Here is an 18,524-nt window from a genome sequence, read left to right as displayed (position 1 = left end):
GCCCCTGCCGAGCGAAGCGAGGTGGGCGCATGAGTCGTGATCCGGACGAACTGGTGGAGCTGCTGCCGCAGTGGCACCGGCTGCGGGACGCCGAGGCCGGCGAGCCGCTGCGCGCCCTGCTGGCCGTCATCGCCGAGCAGGTCGACGTCGTCCGCAGCGGCGTCGAACAGGGCTACCAGGACTGGTTCGTGGAGACCGCCGCCGACTGGGCCGTCGCCTACCTCGGCGACCTGGTCGGCTACCGGATCCTGCCCGGCTACGAGGAGGTGCTCGCCACCGGCCTGCACGGCGGGGCCTCCCCGGAGCGGGCCGCGGCCCGCGACCGGCTCGCCGCCCGGCTGGCGCCGCGGCACGACGTCGCGAACACCGTCGCCAACCGCCGGCGCAAGGGCACGCTCGCCCTGCTGGAGGAACTGTCCGCCTCGGTCGCCGACTGGCCGGCCCGGGCCGTGGAGCTCTCCCGGCTGCTCGGCGGCACCCAGCCGGTGCGGCTGCTGCGCCCGGACGAGGAGCCGGCCGACCGTCAGCGGCTGAGCCGGGGCCGGCTGGTCGACGTGCGGCGCGGCGCCGAGCTGGACCTGCTCGGCGGGCCCTTCGACGGGCAGGCGCACACCGCCGACGTCCGCCGGGCCGCCTCCACCCGCCGCCAGGGCGGCTACACGCCGGCCGGTGTCGCCCTGTACGTCTGGCGGCTGAAGCCGTACCCGGTCACCCGGGCGCCCGCGTACTGCATCGACCGGGCCAGGAACCTCTTCACCTTCTCGGTCCTCGGCAACGACGCCCAGCTGGTCACCGAACCCGAGCCGGAGCCGTCGACCACCCACCTCGCGACGATCGACAACGTGCCGGCCCCGATCCGGCGCCGGCAGCTCTCCGAGCGCCTGGCCGACTACTACGGGCCGGGCAAGAGCTTCGCCATCTGGCGCGACGGCGCCCAGGAGCCGGTCCCGCCCGCCGAGATCACGGTGGCCGACCTGAGCGGCTGGACGTACCGGCCCAAGCGCGGGCAGGTCGCCGTCGACCCGCTGCTCGGCCGGATCGCCTTCGGCGCCCGCTCCGCCCCGCGCCGCGGCGTCTGGGTCGACTACCACTACGCGTCCGGCGACGACACCGGCGGCGGGGAGTACCCGCGCGACCGCCCGGAGGCCCGGCACCGGACGGTCTACCGGGTCGGCCCCGGCGGGCCGTACGAGCGGATCAACGACGCCTACGAGAAGTGGCGCGCCGACCAGGAGTCCGGCAGCGCGGGCGGCGCCGCCATCATCGAGATCACCCACAGCGGCGCCTACCAGGAACAGCTGGACTTCGACCTGGCGGCCGACGACCGCCTCGAACTGCGCGCCGCCGAGGGCACCCGGCCGGTGATCCGGCTGCTCGACTGGTACAGCAACCGGCCGGACGCGCTCAACGTCCGGGGCGTCCGCCCGGGCGGGCGGCTGGTCCTGGACGGGCTGCTGATCACCGGTCGCGGCGTCAACGTCACCGGACCGCTGGCCTCCGTCACCCTGCGGCACTGCACCCTGGTGCCGGGCTGGTCGCTGGAGCCGCACTGCGAACCGCACTCGCCGCAGGAGCCCAGCCTCGTGCTGGACCACACCACCGCCTGCGTGACGATCGAGCGCAGCATCCTGGGCACGATCCAGGTCGTCGGCGACGAGGTCGACACCGACCCGCTGGAGATCCACCTCGCCGACAGCATCCTGGACGCCACCGGGCCCGAGCGCCCGGCGCTCTCCGGGCCCGACTGCGAGCACGCCTACGCCCTGCTGCACGCCCACCGGTCCACGGTGGTCGGCGAGGTGCACACCCACGCGGTGCCGATCGCCGAGGACTGCGTGTTCACCGGGCGGCTGCGGGTGGCCCGCCGCTCGCTCGGCTGCCTGCGGTTCTGCTACGTCCCGCCGTGCTCGCGCACCCCGCGCCGGTACGAGTGCCAGCCGGACCTGGTGCGCTCGGCGGTGACCGAGCTGGTCGAGCGCGGCGAGCTGGACCCGGCGCAGGCCGCCCGGCTGCGCGAGCTGGAGGCCGAGCGGGTCCGCCCGCTGTTCACCAGCCTGCGGTACGGCACGCCCGGCTACGGCCAGTTGGCCGCCGGGTGCGCGCCAGAGATCACCCGCGGCGCCGAGGACCGCTCCGAACTCGGGGCCTTCCACGACCTGTTCCAGCCCCAGCGCGAGGACAACCTGCGGGCCCGGCTGGCCGAGTACACCCCGGCCGGCACCGACGCCGGGATCTTCCACGCCTCCTGACCCGCACCGACGACCCGCCCCGAGTGAATCCGAAAGGGAAACCGTGCACGCAGACTTCTCGCGCCTGACCTTCCGGCCCGGCAAGCACTACTCCGCGGTGCTGACCCAGCAGGGCCGGGTCCAGCTCGACGCCGACGCCAACGAGCAGGCCGCAATCGAGCGGTACCAACTGCGCACGCTCGCCGCCGACCTGATCGGCCGCCGCGGCGGACCGGCCGCGGCGGCCGGATTCGCGATCGGCTACCTGCCGGGCAACCACGACGTGGACGACCTCACCATCGGCGGCGGCCGCTACTACGTGGACGGCATCCTGTGCGAGGCCGACCGGCCCGAGCCCGGCATCGCCGTGCCCCACGACGGCGGCCAGGGCGACGGCGGCGACGCCCGGGAGGCACCCGCCGGCTGGACGTACTGGGACCAGCCGGACGCCTACCGGGACCAGGAGCGCGACGGCGACCGGCTGCCCGGCGAATTCCCGTTCCTGGTCTACCTGAAGGTCTGGGAGCGCAGCGTCACCGCCGTCGAGGACCCGGAGATCCGCGAGGTCGCGCTCGGTGCGGCGATGCCCGACACGGCGGCCCGGGCCAAGCTCGTCTGGCAGGTACTCGCCCTGCCCGCCTCGGAGTTGAGCGTTCCGGACGGCGGGGCGTCCCGGGTGCGGGAGGCCTTCGACGCGTGGGCCGAGGCGCACGAGCGGCCGGGCGGGCTGCTGGCCGCGCGCGCCCGGCGGCCGGAGCGGGCGAGCGAGGACCCGTGCCTGGCCCACCCCGAGGCCGGCTACCGGGGCCCGGAGAACCAGCTGTACCGGGTGGAGGTCCACCACGGCGGCTCGGCGGAGGGCTGCGCCACGTTCAAGTGGTCCCGGGAGAACGGCTCGGTCGTCCTGCCGATCGCCTCGATCGAGGGCGTCTGGGCCGACCTCACCACACTGGGCGACGACGACAAGCTCAGCCTCTCGGTCGGCGACTGGGTCGAGGTCGCGGACAGCGCGTACGTCAGCCGGGGCGAGGCGGCGAACCTGCTCCAGGTGGAGGAGACCGACCTGCCGGGGCGCCGGGTGCGGCTGTCCGCCGAACCGGTGCCGGAGGTCGGGCGGCTGGCCGAGCGCCACCCGTTCCTGCGCCGCTGGGACCACCGGGCGCCCCGCGGCCGGGACGCCCTGCCGCTGGCCGGCGGCGCCCTGCAGCTCCAGGAGGGCGCCTGGCTCGACCTGGAGGACGGCGTCCAGGTGTACTTCCGGCCGGGCGGCGAATACACCCGGGGCGACTACTGGCTCATCCCCGCGCGGACCGCCACCGGCTCGGTGGAGTGGCCGCAGAACGCGGCCGGCGAAGCGCTGCTCCGGGAACCGGCCGGAGTCCGGGTGCACCATGCCCCGCTCGCCTGGGTGAAGGGCCCCACCACGGTCGTCGACCTCCGGCAGACCTTCGCCCCGCTGACCGCCCCCACCCCGCAGTAGGGCGTGTCCACGGCCCGCGCATCGAGTACCTCATCGGCCAGACCCCGCCCCAGGCCTGGCCGAGGCCGTCACCGGACACGCCGCCAAAGGGCGAGCGCTCCTACGACCGGGCCGCACGAGGAACTGCTCGTTGGTCGGGACGCGCACACGTCCGTCATCGCCGGCCTCGTCCTCGCCGGCGTCCGGCCGGTCCGGGTGGAGCCCCAGCTACTCCTGGGCGCTCAAGGGCGTCTTCCAGGTCTTGATGGACGGGATGATCGCTGAGGCCGCCGCGCGCGGCCAGGTTGACTTGTCGCTGGTCAGCGTCGACTCCACCGTCGCCCGAGCACACCACCACGCGGCCGGGATGGTCGTGGACGCCGAGCTACTGGAGGAGTTGGAGAAGGCGGTCGCAGAGGAAAAGGGGATCCTGCGAAGGGACAAACCGGGCCGGTAGCCGACCAGGGCAGTGCTGCGGACGAGGCCGCACGAGAAGGAAAGCGCCGCATGCGTCGGCGCCGCCGGGCGCGGCTCAAGGCAGCCGCGCTGGGGCGTTCGCGGGGCGGGCTGACCACGAAGACCCATCTGGCGGCCGAGCGGCGCTGCCGTCCGCTGTCCTTCGTGGTCACGCCGGGCCAGAGCGCGGACAATCCGCAGTTCACCGCCGTCATGGACAAGATCAAGGTCCGCGGCCCGGTCGGCCGGCCCCGCACCCGCCCCGACGCGGTCGCCGCAGACAAGGCGTACTCCGCCCGCGGTACCCGCGCCTACCTGCGCAGACGCCGCATCAAGGCGGTGATCCCGGAGAAGGACGACCAGGCCGCCAACCGCAAGAAGAAGGGCAGTAGCGGCGGACGGCCCGTCAGCCACGACGCGGACCTCTACCGCGACCGCAACACCGTCGAGCGCGCCATCAACAAGATCAAGAACTGGCGGGGTCCGGCGACCCGCTACGACAAGACCCCGACCAGCTACGAAGCCGGCCTGCACCTGTGCGGTGCCGTCATCTGGCTCCGCAGCCTGAGACCCACATCATGATCCAAACTCAGAACACTCCCTAGCGTCCCAGCCGTAAAACCCCATCCCCCACCCATTCGGAATGGTGCTCTTGTCGTCGGTGTACTGCGGAAGCACGTCGTACAGCACAGGACCCTGAGGCGTGATCTTCCCGGATCTGGTCTCAAATGTCCGCATGCTGCTGGCGATCCTGCCGCCGGTTCGCTGATTGATGTTGGCCCCCCGCTGGAAGCACGGCGTCACGTTCCGCTCGTCCGACGTTCCGCCGGCCATGCGCGGCACAGAGTGGCAGCGGGCGAGATCAGACTTCGGAGTGAACCCAAGGGTGGTCGCACGCTTCTGAGCGTCGCTCCAGCCCCGGATGTTGCCGGTCGCGTCCTCACCCCGGCTGGAACTGGGCTTCCCCCCGAGACAGGCGTTGACTCCCGTGTTACGGCCCTGAGCGTCCGACGGCAGGTAGTTGACCCATCCGCCACCATTCAGGGCTACAGCCCCCGACGGCTTCAGGTCCTCGCAGGTGAGGACGCGCCGATTGCCGTTCCCCCCGGGACCCGGGCTGCGTGCGCAGGACGGGCGGGAGCAGGCCGACGGGGGTGAGGCTGTCGCGGATGTGGGCGGCGCCGGCGGGGCGGGGGCGCGGGTGGTGGCGGTGAGGCGGGTGGTGAGGATGTGGGGATTGGCCGATCCGGTGCGGGCGCGGTGGTCCAGGCAGCGCTGAAGGGCGTGCCAGGTCGCGGTGTCGAGTGGGGTGGGTACCGGGCGGCCGGGGAAGTGCAGCGTGCGGCGGACGGTGTCCACGGCGGTGTTGGTCAGGTGGGGCAGTTCGGTGGTGGTGGTGGCGTAGAGGAGGGCGGCAAGGCCGATGAGGGCTTCGTGGGGGCAGGTGTCCGGGTTGGTGGTCCATCGCCGGTAGAGGGCGCGCTGATGGTCGAGGGTGAGGGTAGGGCCGCGGAACCCGCGGTGCTGCGGGGCGTCCAGCGGTGCCGTGGGGTTGTGGAGGATCGGACCGGCGCGGCGGGCGTGGGCGAAGAACTGGCACAGTCCGGCAAGCGATGCGGCACGGCGGCACGGGTTGCGGGCCAGGAACGCCTCCACGTCGTGGGTGCTGACGCTCGCCCAGGTGGTGGTGCCCTGGCCGTGCACATGCAGGGCGAAGTCGCGGACGGTGGTCAGGCGTACCTCGATGGTCCGAAGCTGTTGGGGCGCAGGCCGTGCTTGATGGCGTGGGCGTGCTGGGCGGCAGATCGCGGACACCAGGGCGGCCCGACGCCGTCAGGGGGAGATCGGCACGCCGGCCCCGTACAAGATCCGCTACTGTTCGGCGCCACAATCCGATGATCTGATCGCAAGGACCTGCCATGACGTCCCCGCTGCTCCGAGCCGCCAACCCACCCCCGACCACCTCCGAACCGACCCCCTCCTCGCGGCTGCGCCGGTTAGGCAAGACCGTGCGGGCGCCACTCATCCTGGTCGCCTTGGCCACCGTCGGGCTGCTGGTCGCCGGCTGGCTGAGCAAGACCGAGGCGGATGCTGCCCAGGTCGGTGACTGCGTGCATGATCGCGGTGTCGCGTCTAGAGCGGATCTGCAGATCGTGGACTGCGGCAAGCTGGAGGCTCAGTACAAGGTCGTCAAGGTCATCCGGGACACCAGCCAGTACCAGCCGTGCTACGGCGAAGGGCCCGAGGTCTTCGGCTCGTACACCCAAAAGCGATCGACAAGCGTCGTCGTGCTCTGTCTGGCCCTCAACCCCGATCGGCCGGGCGGCCCTGTCCCGCTCCCCAACTGGCCCGACGAGTACGGTCAGACCCGCTGACGTTTCACAGGTTCCGGCGGACCTGGAGGGGATTCCTGGGGCACTGCTACCCGAGGCGGGGAAGCTGCCGGCGCAGGCGACGTTCTACCGCTGGTGAAGGTGCTGGCCGACCCCGCTGAACTGCCCGGCCGGCCCGCGCGCACCGCCCCGCGCAGCCGGGGCGGACGGATTCATGACTGCTCCGAGGAAGGCGGTTGGAGAGCGGCGGCCGGGCCCGGCAGGGGCGGGCCGCATCAGCGGATCCAGGTCCCCTTGCGGCACGGTCCTGCGCGCACGTGGGGCACTCCAGCCGATCCGGGCCAGCCTTCTCCCGGACACTGCTGACGTTCGGCCTGGTCTTCGGTGCGGGCGAAGGCAACCTTCGCCTCGCTCCCGCGGACCGGGACCACACGGTGTTCCTGCTGCACGTTGGCTGACCGTCGACAGCATTGACGAATTTCGCCACCCGAAGGGCCGCCGCTACGGCACCATCCTGGTCGACTGCGAGACCCACCAGCCCCTGGACCTGCTCCCGGACCGCGACGCTGACAGCGTCGCCACCTGGCTGCGCGAGCACCCGGGCGTCGAGATTGTCTGCCGCGACCGCGCGCAGGTCTTCGCCGACGGCGCCCGTACCGGCGCCCCGAACGCCCAGCACTGCGCGGACAAATGGCACGTCTGGCACAACCTCGGCGAAGCAGTCGAACGCCTCGTCTCCCGCCACCGTGCACTGCTCCGCGACCTCGTCGAACTGCCCGAGCCCGCGCCGGAAACGGCCCAGATCGCCGAGAGAAGCCAGCCGAGCCCTTCCCGCAGGGGAAGTTCCTCGACCGGCTCCGCGACACCCACGCCGCCGTCCGCGCCCAGGTGGAGCAGGGCCTGAGCCTGCGCGAGATCGCCAGACGCCTCGGTCTCGGGCGCGACACGGTCCGCAAGTACGCCCGCGCCGCCAGCCCCGACGCGATGCTGCACGGCCAAATGGCAGGACCGGACCAGCAAACCCGACCGGTTCAAGCCCTACCTCGAACAGCGCATGGCCGAGGGCTGCACGAACGTGTCCAGGCTCCACCGCGAGCTGGAAGAACGTGGAGCACGCTGCAGCTACAGCACCCTGCGCGACTACATTCGGCCGCTACGACCCGAGCGTTCGGCCGCGGGGAACACGCCGCCGCCGGCTGGATCACGCGCCACCCCGACCACCTGCGCGAGGACGACCAGCCGCAGCTCAAGACCCTGCTGGCCCGCTCACCCGAACTCACAGCCGCCGCCGGCCACGTCCGCACCTTCGCGACCATCATGACCAACCGCGAAGGCGACGGGCTGCCGCACTGGATCGCCGACGTCTGCGCGGACGACCAGTGCGGCCTGGCCGGCTTCGTCACCGGACTGCTCCCCGACCTCGACGCCGTCGTCTACGGCATGAGCACCCACTGGTCGTCCGGACCGGTCGAGGGCCGCGTCAACGACCTGAAAGCGCTCAAGCGCAGCATGTTCGGCAGAGCGAAACCACCCCTACTGCGCAAACGACTCCTCCTGATCGCCGCCGGCCGCCGACCACAGACCGTCACGGCCCGCTGATCGACGTCACGGAATCCATGCCCAACCACAAACGACCAGCCGCCGCCGACAGACCGAACCCAGTCGCGGTGGCACCGGCCCCTGCGGGATGTTTGGGTCGTGCGCCTGAATATCGATGGGGTTACCCCGCTGCCGCGGATGCTCTTGCTCAGCGAGTTCCTGCTCCACGCCGACTTCCAGGTCGAGCTGGACGCACCGGTGTTCGTCGCGGCGGGCGACCGGGTCTCCTACGAGGACGGCGGTGTCGTGGTGGCTCGCTCGACCGGTGAGCAATATACGCACCCGATCCGCGACAGCTACTGGATCTGCCGATGATGGCGACGGGCTCGATGCGCATCGCCATCTTGCAACCACCGGCGTGGCTGTGGGAGACACCGAGCGATTCGCTGGCTCGGGCCCTGCCAGTGCCGCGCATCAACCTCGGCGATCTCATGCGCGCTCACCTCCGCCAGGGCACCGACCTGGGGATCCGATCCGCCGAGATCATGAACTCCGGCAGGCCACTCCCGGACGAGATCATCAATAAGGTCGTCCGGGACCACCTGTGCCAGGCCCCCACAGCTTTCCTCCTCGACCGGTACCCGCTCAACGCCGACCAGGCGCTTGCTCTGGACGAGTTGCTCCACGAACTCGACACGCCCCTGGACAGCGTGGTGCGCCTGCACCTTCCCGAGCAGGAGGTGGAGGGCCGCGTCCGCCACCAGTCCGCCCGTCGCCTCTGCCGTAACGACTCGGCCCACGTCTACGAGCCAGCGGTGGACACCCTCGACGTCGATGACGCCTGCAACGTCTGCGGCGGTGAGCTCTATCAGCGTGAGGACGACAAAGAGACAAGCATCCGCGGCCGGTTCAGCAGTTACGAAGCGATGGTGGAGCCCATCATCCGGCACTACGCAAGGCAAGGGCTCCTCGTCACGGTCGACGCTGTCGGCACACCCGACGAGATAGCCAGTCGCGCGCTCACCGCGCTGCGACAGCATCAGGCATCCACCCGAAAGTGACGGAGTGTCACCCAGCGCACGGAAGCACGATCGGTTTCACGAAATCCGTACCTGAACCCTGCAAGTGGCCCCACCGAGGAACGGTTTAGGTTGGCCCCACCTGCCGGCCGGCGCGGTGAGGTGTCGGCGGCAACTGCGTCTGCACGCCAGTACGACCAAGGGTGCTCAGCTCTTCCTCTGGATCCGGGTTCGGAAGAGGCGAGATGCTCGGCGTAATCGAGAGGCGATACGGGCAAGAGTACGGAACACTGCGCCAGGTGATCGTGATGCAGCCTGTTCTGGAGATCAACACACCCGAGGGCTTCGACCTATGGCCTATCGCTGGAGTCGAGCCGTTCGCCTTCCTGCCCCTGAACGGCGAACTCTCACCCGCCGAGGTCGGGACGGCGATGATGCGCATCATCGCCTGCAACGACATCGATCCTGATGGTGCCCGCCCGCCACGGCCGACTGGCCCGCTCCAGTCCTTCCTTCATGGACTGCTGACCTTCGACAACCTCTACGCGGCCGGTGGCCTGCGAGTCACCGACCACTCCACGGGGGTCGCCTTCCTGCCCGGTTGCTGCGACGGACTGGAAGACTGGCGCGACTGGCACGTTTTCGTCGACGGCGGCAGCCTGCTTGGGTTCGGCCACGAGCCCGTGTCCCCGGTTGCAGAACGTTTCGGCGACACCGTCCGGCTCACCGTCAACGCCGAGCAGAGTGGCAGCCCGGTGATCGAGCTGCCCATGGCCGAGCTCCGTCACCTGCTCGCTGGCGTCGAGCGCGACCTGACCAACTTCCTCGTGCTGGCGACCGCCTGGATCCATCAGCAGATGCCCGAGCATTCTGGTCCGGTCGTTGCCGCCCTTGCCCGCGTTCTCGACCTGCCTACGCCAGCCGTGCCGCCAAAGCCATAGGGCGGCCGACGGCGTCGGCTGGCGGGTGCGGCCCGGGATGTTGTTCGTGTGTTCCGGCCTGGGCAGATTCAGGTGTCTGCCCAACAGTGGGGTGCACTCGTTTGGAGTAGTGCGGGATTGACCGGGCTCCGGCAACCGCATCACGCTGTGTGAGTTCGTAGTCACGGCCGTGTCAGGAGGCCGAGAACTTGCAGCGCGTTGAGTTGTTCGAGCGGATCCGCCGAGACAAGAGGCTGAAGAACGCCTCGGTCCGGGAGTTGGCCCGCCGTTACTCGGTCCACCGCCGGGTGGTCCGCCAGGCCCTGGACAGCGCGTTGCCTCCGAAGCGGAAAGAGCCGGTGACCCGCCGCTCCGCGCTGGACCCGGCCAAGGGCTGGATCGACGAGATGCTGCGGGCGGACCTGACGGCGCCGCCGAAGCAGCGGCACACCAACAAGCGGATCTTGGCCCGGCTGCGGGACGAGTACGGGTTCACCGCGGACGCCTACACCACCCTCAACGACTACCTGCGGGTGAGGCGTCCTCAGATCAAGGACGAGGCGGACCGGGCTCGGATGCTGCACGAGGGCATGGTTCCCCAGTTCCGCCGGCCCGGAGAGGAGGCCGAGGCGGGGCGTCGGGGTGCCGGTCGGCGCAGCGTTCCTCGAACTGGGCCTGTTCCAGGGCTTGCTGGATGTTCTCCAGGGTCATCCCGGCCGCCCGGCGGCGGACCCGGCTGGCGGCCTAAACCCGGCTGGACGCGGTGTACTGCGGGCGGCTTTGCTGGCGCCGAGGATCGTCTGTATGACGACGTTAAGCAATTCGGTCGTTCGAACGGCCGGGGTCGTGACTGGTCTTTCGCTGGTCGCGCTCTCCGGTTGCACCTCTAGTCACACGACAACCGGTCCAGCGAGCTCGGCGCCTACTTCCAGCAGTAGCGCTGCGGCTACTGAAGTTGAACTCGTGATGTCGCTCGGATGGGTGAAGCGGTAGCGTTCGCCTGCCGTTGGAGGGTTCGTCCCGGTAGTCGTGTGCTGTGAGGTATGCACAGGGCGGCGGTTTGACCGACGCGGAGAGGGCCGCGCGGGAGCGGATCCGACGGCAGGCCGTGGATCGCTTCGAGGGCGGTGAGAAGAATCGGGACATCGCGGCTGCGCTGCGGGTGAGCGTGCGTTCGGTGGAGCGTTGGCGTCGGCAGTGGCGCGAGGACGGCGCGGCAGGAATCGCCTCGAAGGGTTCGCCGGGTCGTCCGAAGCTTTCTGATGCCCAGATCGTGAGGCTGGAGCGGGAGTTGGAGCGTGGGCCGCTTGCCCACGGCTGGGACGACCAGCGGTGGACCTTGGCTCGGGTGAAGACGCTGATCGGCCGGATGTTCCACGTCTCCTACACCGTGGAGGGCACGTGGGTCCTACGCAAGCGGCACGGCTGGTCCTGGCAGCAGCCGGCCCACCGCGCCATCGAGCGTGATGACGCGGCCGTCGAGTTGTGGAAGAAGGAGACGTGGCCGCGGGTAAAAGCGCCACGGCGGCCCGCGAGGCCTGGCTTGTCTTCGAGGACGAAGCCGGGCAGTCGATGAGGCCGCCGCGCGCCCGGACCTGGGGCCGGGTCGGCTGCACGCCCGTGGTTCGGGTGCGCGGCCGAGGAGGCGGCCGGGTCTCCATGGCGGGGCTGAGCTGCTACAAACCCGGTCAGCGCTCGCGGATGTTCTACAGCTTCCACGTCTATCGGGGCCGCAAAGGCGAGAAGAAGGGCCTGACCTGGCAGGACTACCGGGACCTGCTCATCCGGGCGCACATCCAGCTCGGCGGTCCGATCGTGCTCGTGTGGGACAACCTGCGTGCCCACCTGATGCCGCCGATGCAGGAGTTCATCGAGGCGAACAAGGACTGGCTGACCGTCTTCCAACTCCCCTCGTACGCTCCCGACCTCAACCCGCAAGAGGGCATCTGGTCGCTGGTCAAGCGCACCATCGGCAACCTCGCCGCCTCCGACATCGACCAACTCGCCCGAGCCGTCAAACGCAGCCTGAAGAGACTCCAGTACCGCCCTCACCTCATCGACGGATGCCTCGCCACCACCGGCCTGATCATGGATGGCTGACCACATCTCAGACCGACATCACGAATTCAACTTCAGTAGCACCAAGGGAGGGCCACAAACGTACAAGATCGGGACGCCAGTCGAGGTCAAGGACGACCAGGGGCAGTACACGGAGACAGTGAGCCAGGCTCACTACACCACTCAAGGTGGGAACAGCGTCTTCACTGCCCAGCATGGTGGCTGGCTCGTCGCAACGGTGGACATCACGGTGGTGTCGGGCAAAACGTCGTTCAACCCGCTGTACTTCACACTCGTCGCTCCCGATGGTTCTCGGTGGAACGCCGACGCGACGGCCGGCGGCTACACACCTGCCCTGGCATCCGGAGATCTCTACGCCGGAGACAAAACCCATGGCTACCTCGCCTTCGACGCCCCAAGCACAGCATCGGGGTCAGGCGCGAAGATCGCGGCGACAAGTCCTCTCGGTGATGCGATCGCCTACTGGTCGCTTTCATAGGACGGTGTGGCGACCAGCTCCAGCACGCCCTGGAAAAACCGCGCGACCCCGTCGCGCAACCTCCTGACCCACCCGGCCCGTCGGCGGGCGCGCAGCCGCGGCACGGCCACCCGACGCGCTGCGGGAGACGGAGATGTTTGCCCCGCGGATCGTGGCAACAAGGAGCGCGGGCGGGCAGTGCACGGGCTGGGCCGGCGGACCTCTCCCCCCGGTCTGCCGGCCCAGCCCGCAGCGCACAGACCCGCCACCGAACCGGCTCATCCGGGATCTGCGCCAGCACGTCAGCCGGCATCGCGTCCACGTGGCCAGGCGAGCACCAAGAGGCGCTCGACGAGTACGCGGCGGTACTGCTGCTCGCGCTCGCAGCCGAACCGGCTGACGCCGCCGCCCAGATCAAGCGCCGACGGCGCCCGATCGCCCGTCAGGACGCCCTCCAGCAGCGCGTCTACGCCAACTTCGTCGCCGAACTCGCAGGCACCGAACACGGCGGCAAGACCCGCGCCGGCAGGGCCTGCGCATCACCGACGTGCAGATCGGCCGGATCATCCGCGAGGCCCAGCAGCGCCGCACCGCCCTCGCCGACGCCGTAGCCGCGCGCCGAGACCCCGAGGTCTGATCGACCGCCCAGCCCTGCACCGTGGGCCGGGGGCCTGACGGCCCCGCCAACCCCGCCGTTGCGGGGCCGGGCCTGCGGCACTGGCCGGGGACAGGACGCGGTTCCAGGGCGGTTGTCGGTGGGGGCCTGTACGGTCCGGACGGCGGCTGCCAGGAGAGAGAGGAAGAGGGGCGGGCATGAACGAGGTCAGGCCGGAGACACGCGAGTACCTCGACGGGCTGTTCACGCCGGGTGCGCGGATCGGGGGCGATGCGCACACCCCGTACAGCTGGATCGAGATCGCCGAAATACAGGAGGTCACCGCGATCCGGCTGCCGAGCGGCCGGTTGGTCGTGGACTCGCCCTGGGTCACCGGGCCGCCGCGCGAGCTCGCGGTCCGCATCCCGCCTGGCGAGTACCGGGTGGACGTCTCCTGGGCCAACTTGCCCCGTCTCTCTGACGGCTACTACACCGAGTACCGGGAGTGCGCCGCGACGCTCCTGCGCGTGCGCGACGAGCCGATGGTCACGTGGGAGCTCGCCCTCAGTGTGGGCGAGGACCCGGCCCTGCGCGCTGCCGGCGCGGGGTTCACCGCGGAGGAGGCCATGGGCTGCTTCGCCGACGCCACCGCCTGGCAGCCGCTCACCGAGCCATTCCGCCACGACCTGGCCGACATCGCCGCCGCCGGCTTCGGCTGCCCGCCGATCGGACGGGACACCGAGAACCGCTTCGACCCGGTCCGTGAGGACCTCTGCGACGGCTACTTCGACCTGGTCCGCGACCAGGCCCGCCGGGCCGACCTGCTGACCTTCGGCGTCCCGGAAGGCTGGGGCCAGGTCTGGATAGGCCGCACACGCGACGGCGAGATCGCCGTGATCGTCGCCCCCGGCCCAGTGCCCACCAGCCCGTGGGACTGAGACAGCCCGGCCCTTTGGCGACTGCCGCCGGGCCGGGACAACCCTCAGGCACCAAGTCCCCGGTCACGGCTGCGACACAGCAGGGTGATCGCCTCGCGGGGTTGTCGTCTACCTCGACCGGGGCAGGCCCGGTCCGCCAGGTGCCGTGCTCGGGCCACTGTCGGATGCCGGTACGGCAGGCAGCAACGCCGAAATCCACGAGCCGTTCGATCATGTGTCGGGCAGGATGCTCGCCTGTGAATCACGTCCTGTACGGGCTGGCCGCCAACCCGGCCCTGCCCTGCGAACTGGCCGACCGGCTGATCGCGGCGGCGGACGCCGACCTCGCCGAGGCCCTGGCCCGCCGCCCGGACCTCAGCCGTGCACAGGTGACGGCGCTGGCCTACCGCTTCGGGGAGGCCGCGGTGCGGCTCGCGTACGAGGGCCGGCTCACCGCCGACGACGTCGACCCCGCCCTGCAGCCGCGCGCGGCGCTCGCCCTGCTCGAAGAAGGCGCCGGCAGGCCGCAGTGGGCCCGGCTGTTCGCCACCGATCCCCTGGTAGAGCACCGGGAGAAGCTGGCCGCCTGCCCCGATCTGCCGCCGGATGTGGCGCTGGCGCTCGCCGCGGACCCGGAGGTGCGAGTCGTCGCGGAACTCGCACTGTGGACGACGCCGGACCTCGCCGCCCGGCTCGCACGACACCCGGACACCGAGGTCCGCCGCGCGGTGGCGGCCAACGAGGCGACGCCACCGGCCCTCCTGGCGGCGCTGCTGACCGGCGAAGGGCTGCCCGCGGCTCGGTCCTGCCCGGTCTGCGACCGCGAGCCGACCCCTTTCGTCCACGACGCTCACTGTCCGGAGCCCGACTACGGCCTTCCGCCAGGAGCCTCCTGCGACGGCTCCCATGAGTGGGCCGTGCACGACATCCAGCAGGCGGCCCTGCGCAACCCGGCCACCCCCACAGCCGCCGCGCTCTTCGCCGGCCACCCCTCGGTGCTGCTGCGCCAGGAACTGGCCGCCCGCCCCGACCTGCCGCCCCAGGTGTACGCGCAGCTCGCCGAGGATCCCGTCGCCTGGGTCCGGGCTCAGCTCGCGGACAATCCGCGATCGACGAGCCTCTGATCCGCGCCCTGGCCACCGACCTCGGCCACGACGTCCAGCGCCGGCTCGCGCACCACCCGCGTCTCCCGCTCGACGTCCTCGCCCACCTCGCCGCCCGCCCGGCAGCAGGAACTCGACCTCGGTCGCCCAGTCGGCCACGGTGCCCACCCCGCCCGCGGCCCCGGGCGCGCTGCCGCCGAGGACGAACGCAGCGATCGTCTCGTTGACGGCCATCGCGTGCGGGGCGCCCGAGGTGCCGGCGCCCTTGGCCGTTGAGCCCATCTCGGGGCGGGGCAGGCCGAGGACCTGCCCGGCCGCGTCCAGCCCGGCCGTGCCCTCCAGCCGCCAGGTCTTGTGCCGGTCCCTGGTGTTGCCGTCGGAGGCGCCCAGACCATGCAGCGCGAGGTCGCCGAGCGCCTGCCGGACCGCCTTGTTCGACGCCGCCCCTGGCCGCAGCAGGCGCTGGAGCTGGTCGGCGGTGGCGACCTTGAGGACGCCGAGCGCGCCGAGGACGTCGGAGCGCAGCCCGGTGGTCGACCCGTTCGGGTTGGCGGCGCCGCGCCGGTACGCGGTGCGTCCCGGCCGGGACGGCTCGGCCGGTTCGACGGCGTCGGCCTGGTCGTCGTTGTCGTCGGGCTCGGCGGGGCGCTGACGGGTGCTCACGGGCGTCTCCCGGTGGTCGTGGTCGGTGTTGCCTTCGAGGGATATCCGGCGTTCCTGACAGCCGCCAAGCGCGTTCCTGCCCGTCTCGCTGACCGCCCGCCTCCTGCGCATCGGGGAGAACCAGATGCGCGCCCTCCTCCAGCAGACCCGGCCCCTGCTGCACGAACACGGACACCCCGCCGCCCCCCTGCCCGTCCGCCTCATCGACCCCTGCGAGCCGACCAGATACCTCATGAACATGACATCAACCCGAGAGCTGACACGACACGCACCACTAATTCATCGACGGCCCCTGGCGGGCGCGTTCGGTGATGTTGCGGGCCATGGCTGCGAACACCGCGGTGTGGAACGGTGCGACAGCCCACCAGTACGCGTGTCCGGCCAGGCCGTGGGGGTGGAACAGCGCCCGCTGCCGGTATTGCGTTCCGTGATCGTCGTCCGGTGTGACCGAGAGTTCGAGCCAGGCCAGCCCGGGCAGGCGCATCTCGGCCCGTAGGCGCAGCAGTCGGCCGGGTTCGATTTCCTCGACACGCCAGAAGTCGAGGGAGTCGCCGACCCGTAGTCGGGTCGGGTCGCGGCGGCCCCGGCGCAGTCCGACGCCGCCGACCAGGCGGTCGAGCCGGCCGCGCAGCGCCCAGGCGCGTGGAAAGGAGTACCAGCCGTTGTCGCCGCCGATGCTTTCGATCACCTTCCAGACGGCGGCGGGTGACGCGGTCACGGTGCGTTCCTGGACATCCTGGTAGAGGCTGCCGCCGGCCCAGTCGGGATCGGTGGGCAGCGGGTCGCTCGGGGCGCCGGGCAGCGAGGCGGAGGACCAGCGGGTGGCGACGTCGGCGTCCTTGATCCGGTGCAGGGCGAGCGTGACGGCCTGGTCGAAGCCGGTCAGGCCCTCCGGTGGGTCGGGCACCCATCGGGCGATGTCGTGTTCGCCGCAGACGACTTCGTGGCGCAGGGACTCGACGAGGGGGCGGGCGATGGAGCCCGGGACTGGAGTCACCAGGCCGACCCAAAGGCTGGAGAGGCGGGGAGTGAGGAGCGGCACGGGGAGGATGAGGCGGCGGCGCAGTCCGGCGATGCGGGCGTAGCGCTGCATCATCTGTCCGTAGGTGAGGACGTCGGGGCCGCCGATGTCGAAGGTGCGGTTCAGTCCGGGCGGCAGGTGGGCGGCGCCGACCAGGTAGCGCAGAACGTCCCGGACGGCGATCGGCTGGATTCGGGTGGACACCCAGCGCGGAGTGACCATCGCGGGCAGGCGTTCGGTGAGGTGGCGCAGCATTTCGAAGGAGGCACTGCCGGAGCCGATGATCACGGCGGCGCGCAGTTCGGCCGTGGGGACACCGCCGGCTCGGAGCATGCGGCCGACCTCGGCGCGGGAGCGCAGGTGGGGGGAGAGGTCTGCGGCCGCGTAGTCGGGGACGAGGCCGCCGAGGTAGACGATCCGGGTGACGCCAGCGGCCGCCGCGGCGGCCGCGAAAGCGCGGGCGGCCGCGCGGTCGGTTGCCTCGAACGAGGGCCCGGTGCCGAGCGAGTGGATGAGGTAGTAGGCGACGTCGACGTCGTCGAAGGCCCCGGCGAGGGTTGCGGGGCGGGTGACGTCACCGGTGGCGGTCTCCACCCGAGCCCGCCAGGGATGGTCGCGCAGTCGCCCGGGATCCCGTACCAGACACCGTACGGTGTGCCCGTGGGCGAGCAGTTCGGGGACGAGCCGGCCGCCAATGTAGCCGGTCGCACCGGTCACCAGGCAGCGCAGTGGGCCGGGCTGCAGCGGATCCATGTCGACTCCTCCTTCGAAAGCCGCGTTCGCGGGCCTGCGCCGGTGCCGAAACGACGTAACCAGCATCGCGCATGTGCTTCGGAGCCGGCGCGATGGACACGAACACGCAAAGCAGTGCCCCGACGGGCGGCCGGGCCGTGCGGGGCTTGTTCCCAGTGGCGGCGAAGGCCAGCTGCTCGAACCGCTGCGGCCCCGGTGCCTTCCGTGCCCTTGGCCTCCAGCAGCCGCCCTGGATGCGGTCTGCCGTCGGTCCCGGCCATCGGCCTGCCCGGGCCTGCTTCGCTTTGACAGACACTCCTGATCAGGGGCTTCGGCCCCGGAAGGATGATGTCCATCATGGAGAGCATGGGGAAGAAGAAGCCGCGCCCTCGCCGTTCGTTCACGCCGGAGTTCAAGGCCGAGATCGTCGAGCGGGGCCGCCGAGTGTCGGCGTGATGCCGGTGACCGGCTGGCGGGGTTCTGATGTTGGTCCCTATGCGAGTCCCCCGCCGATGGCGTCCCGGTCGCGATCTTGCAGCTCACTGGGCGTTTCGTCCCTGACTCTGGGGGTTCAGGTGCCGCGCCAGGTGGGGGTGGTTTCGCCGGTGAGTCGGCGGGTCATGAGGCTGATCATCGCGAGGTGGATCATGGCCTCGGAGCGGGCTGGGAGGGTTTCGTAGTCGCGGGCCAGGCGGCGGTGGTTCATGAGCCAGCCGAAGGTGCGCTCGACGACCCAGCGTCGGGGCTGGACGACGAATCCCCTGGTGGTGGGGTCGCGACGGACGATCTCGACGTCGATGCCGAGCGTGGCGCCGTGTTCGACGACGGCGGTCTTGTAGCCCATGTCGGCCCAGGCCTTGCCGATGGTCGGGTGCTCGGCTGCGACCACGGTCAGCAGCTGTCTGCCGGCGGCGTTGTCCTGGACGCTCGCGGCGGTGACCAGCACCACGAGCAGCAGGCCGATGGTGTCGGTGACGATGTTGCGTTTCCTGCCCACGATCTT

15 protein-coding genes and 4 pseudogenes are annotated in these 18,524 nt (G+C 71.1%); 15 read left to right on the top strand and 4 right to left on the bottom strand.

The window, feature by feature from the left end; all coding sequences use genetic code 11:
• The first annotated feature begins 29 nt into the window (after positions 1 to 29).
• The 4 genes and pseudogenes from ACZ51D_RS39785 to ACZ51D_RS39770 all read left to right on the top strand — a co-directional run.
• Complete coding sequence (locus ACZ51D_RS39785; protein WP_465665142.1) at positions 30 to 2,249, top strand: hypothetical protein; 2,220 nt, start codon at positions 30 to 32, stop codon at positions 2,247 to 2,249.
• Between the two features lie 43 nt (positions 2,250 to 2,292).
• On the top strand, positions 2,293 to 3,708 hold the full coding sequence (locus tag ACZ51D_RS39780) for a DUF6519 domain-containing protein (RefSeq protein WP_465626070.1): 1,416 nt from the start codon (positions 2,293 to 2,295) through the stop codon (positions 3,706 to 3,708).
• Between the two features lie 105 nt (positions 3,709 to 3,813).
• Positions 3,814 to 3,915: pseudogene (locus ACZ51D_RS39775) on the top strand (aminotransferase class I/II-fold pyridoxal phosphate-dependent enzyme); the annotation flags it as partial.
• Positions 3,905 to 4,725 (top strand): annotated as a pseudogene (locus ACZ51D_RS39770) (IS5 family transposase); the annotation flags it as partial. The pseudogenes ACZ51D_RS39775 and ACZ51D_RS39770, both read left to right, overlap by 11 nt.
• Here ACZ51D_RS39770 and ACZ51D_RS39765 read toward each other — a convergent pair.
• The gene (locus ACZ51D_RS39765; protein WP_465665140.1) at positions 4,720 to 5,958 is read right to left on the bottom strand and encodes a hypothetical protein; all 1,239 of its coding nucleotides are present in this window, start codon (positions 5,956 to 5,958) and stop codon (positions 4,720 to 4,722) included. The pseudogene ACZ51D_RS39770 and the gene ACZ51D_RS39765 sit on opposite strands and share 6 nt — an antisense overlap.
• A gap of 104 nt (positions 5,959 to 6,062) precedes the next feature.
• On the opposite strand from ACZ51D_RS39765, the gene ACZ51D_RS39760 reads away from it, so the two are divergent.
• From ACZ51D_RS39760 to ACZ51D_RS39720, 9 genes and pseudogenes are all read left to right on the top strand, one after another.
• The gene (locus tag ACZ51D_RS39760) at positions 6,063 to 6,518 is read left to right on the top strand and encodes an LppU/SCO3897 family protein (RefSeq protein ID WP_465665138.1); all 456 of its coding nucleotides are present in this window, start codon (positions 6,063 to 6,065) and stop codon (positions 6,516 to 6,518) included.
• A 451-nt stretch (positions 6,519 to 6,969) separates the two neighbouring features.
• A pseudogene (locus tag ACZ51D_RS39755) lies at positions 6,970 to 7,198 on the top strand (ISL3 family transposase); the annotation flags it as partial.
• Positions 7,199 to 7,793: 595 nt separating this feature from the next.
• Entirely contained in the window at positions 7,794 to 8,075 is a 282-nt protein-coding gene (locus ACZ51D_RS39750; protein ID WP_465665136.1) for a hypothetical protein, read from the top strand.
• 138 nt (positions 8,076 to 8,213) lie between these two features.
• Positions 8,214 to 8,390, top strand: a complete 177-nt coding sequence (locus ACZ51D_RS39745) for a hypothetical protein (RefSeq protein WP_465626800.1) — start codon at positions 8,214 to 8,216, stop codon at positions 8,388 to 8,390.
• A 14-nt stretch (positions 8,391 to 8,404) separates the two neighbouring features.
• On the top strand, positions 8,405 to 9,076 hold the full coding sequence (locus ACZ51D_RS39740) for an adenylate kinase family protein (protein ID WP_465665134.1): 672 nt from the start codon (positions 8,405 to 8,407) through the stop codon (positions 9,074 to 9,076).
• Between the two features lie 266 nt (positions 9,077 to 9,342).
• A complete protein-coding gene (locus ACZ51D_RS39735; RefSeq protein ID WP_465665162.1) occupies positions 9,343 to 9,975 on the top strand; it encodes a hypothetical protein in 633 nt (210 codons plus the stop codon).
• A 188-nt stretch (positions 9,976 to 10,163) separates the two neighbouring features.
• Positions 10,164 to 10,844 (top strand): hypothetical protein, encoded by a 681-nt coding sequence (locus ACZ51D_RS39730; protein WP_465665132.1) that lies wholly within the window; start codon positions 10,164 to 10,166, stop codon positions 10,842 to 10,844.
• Positions 10,845 to 10,990: 146 nt separating this feature from the next.
• Positions 10,991 to 12,054 (top strand): IS630 family transposase gene (locus ACZ51D_RS39725; RefSeq protein ID WP_465665130.1). Its coding sequence is split into 2 segments (ribosomal slippage): positions 10,991 to 11,438 and positions 11,438 to 12,054, totalling 1,065 coding nucleotides; the frame shifts between segments, so codons are not numbered across the junction.
• Positions 12,047 to 12,511: a DUF4352 domain-containing protein gene (locus ACZ51D_RS39720; protein WP_465665128.1), complete on the top strand. Its 465-nt coding sequence runs from the start codon at positions 12,047 to 12,049 to the stop codon at positions 12,509 to 12,511. The genes ACZ51D_RS39725 and ACZ51D_RS39720 overlap by 8 nt, the downstream gene beginning before the upstream one ends.
• Positions 12,512 to 12,792: 281 nt before the next feature.
• Here the strand turns inward: ACZ51D_RS39720 and ACZ51D_RS39715 are convergent, their stop codons facing one another.
• Positions 12,793 to 12,996 carry a hypothetical protein gene (locus tag ACZ51D_RS39715; RefSeq protein ID WP_465626768.1) on the bottom strand — a complete coding sequence of 68 codons (204 nt, stop codon included), beginning with the start codon at positions 12,994 to 12,996 and terminating at the stop codon, positions 12,793 to 12,795.
• A 307-nt stretch (positions 12,997 to 13,303) separates the two neighbouring features.
• Here ACZ51D_RS39715 and ACZ51D_RS39710 point away from each other — a divergent pair, with 307 nt between their 5' ends.
• Together ACZ51D_RS39710 and ACZ51D_RS39705 are read left to right on the top strand one after the other, a co-directional pair.
• Positions 13,304 to 14,023 (top strand): DUF4241 domain-containing protein, encoded by a 720-nt coding sequence (locus ACZ51D_RS39710; RefSeq protein ID WP_465665126.1) that lies wholly within the window; start codon positions 13,304 to 13,306, stop codon positions 14,021 to 14,023.
• Positions 14,024 to 14,259: 236 nt separating this feature from the next.
• A pseudogene (locus tag ACZ51D_RS39705) lies at positions 14,260 to 15,236 on the top strand (hypothetical protein); the annotation flags it as partial.
• Between the two features lie 806 nt (positions 15,237 to 16,042).
• Here the strand turns inward: ACZ51D_RS39705 and ACZ51D_RS39700 are convergent.
• Complete coding sequence (locus tag ACZ51D_RS39700; RefSeq protein ID WP_465665124.1) at positions 16,043 to 17,542, bottom strand: SDR family oxidoreductase; 1,500 nt, start codon at positions 17,540 to 17,542, stop codon at positions 16,043 to 16,045.
• Between the two features lie 550 nt (positions 17,543 to 18,092).
• Positions 18,093 to 18,524 (bottom strand): transposase (locus ACZ51D_RS39695; protein ID WP_465665122.1); only part of this gene is annotated, 432 nt, incomplete at its 5' end.

The sequence above is a fragment of the Kitasatospora sp. NPDC033851 genome, from assembly GCF_055576085.1.
This window is presented reverse-complemented; position numbering and strand designations above follow the sequence as displayed.

Coding starts and splice junctions, on each gene's coding strand:
- ACZ51D_RS39745 (WP_465626800.1), top strand. CDS start 8,214: ATGCTCTTGCTCAGCGAGTTCCTGCTCCACGCCGACTTCCAGGTCGAG.
- ACZ51D_RS39720 (WP_465665128.1), top strand. CDS start 12,047: ATGGCTGACCACATCTCAGACCGACATCACGAATTCAACTTCAGTAGC.
- ACZ51D_RS39785 (WP_465665142.1), top strand. CDS start 30: ATGAGTCGTGATCCGGACGAACTGGTGGAGCTGCTGCCGCAGTGGCAC.
- ACZ51D_RS39710 (WP_465665126.1), top strand. CDS start 13,304: ATGAACGAGGTCAGGCCGGAGACACGCGAGTACCTCGACGGGCTGTTC.
- ACZ51D_RS39750 (WP_465665136.1), top strand. CDS start 7,794: ATGACCAACCGCGAAGGCGACGGGCTGCCGCACTGGATCGCCGACGTC.
- ACZ51D_RS39740 (WP_465665134.1), top strand. CDS start 8,405: ATGCGCATCGCCATCTTGCAACCACCGGCGTGGCTGTGGGAGACACCG.
- ACZ51D_RS39760 (WP_465665138.1), top strand. CDS start 6,063: ATGACGTCCCCGCTGCTCCGAGCCGCCAACCCACCCCCGACCACCTCC.
- ACZ51D_RS39700 (WP_465665124.1), bottom strand. CDS start 17,542: ATGGATCCGCTGCAGCCCGGCCCACTGCGCTGCCTGGTGACCGGTGCG.
- ACZ51D_RS39735 (WP_465665162.1), top strand. CDS start 9,343: ATGCAGCCTGTTCTGGAGATCAACACACCCGAGGGCTTCGACCTATGG.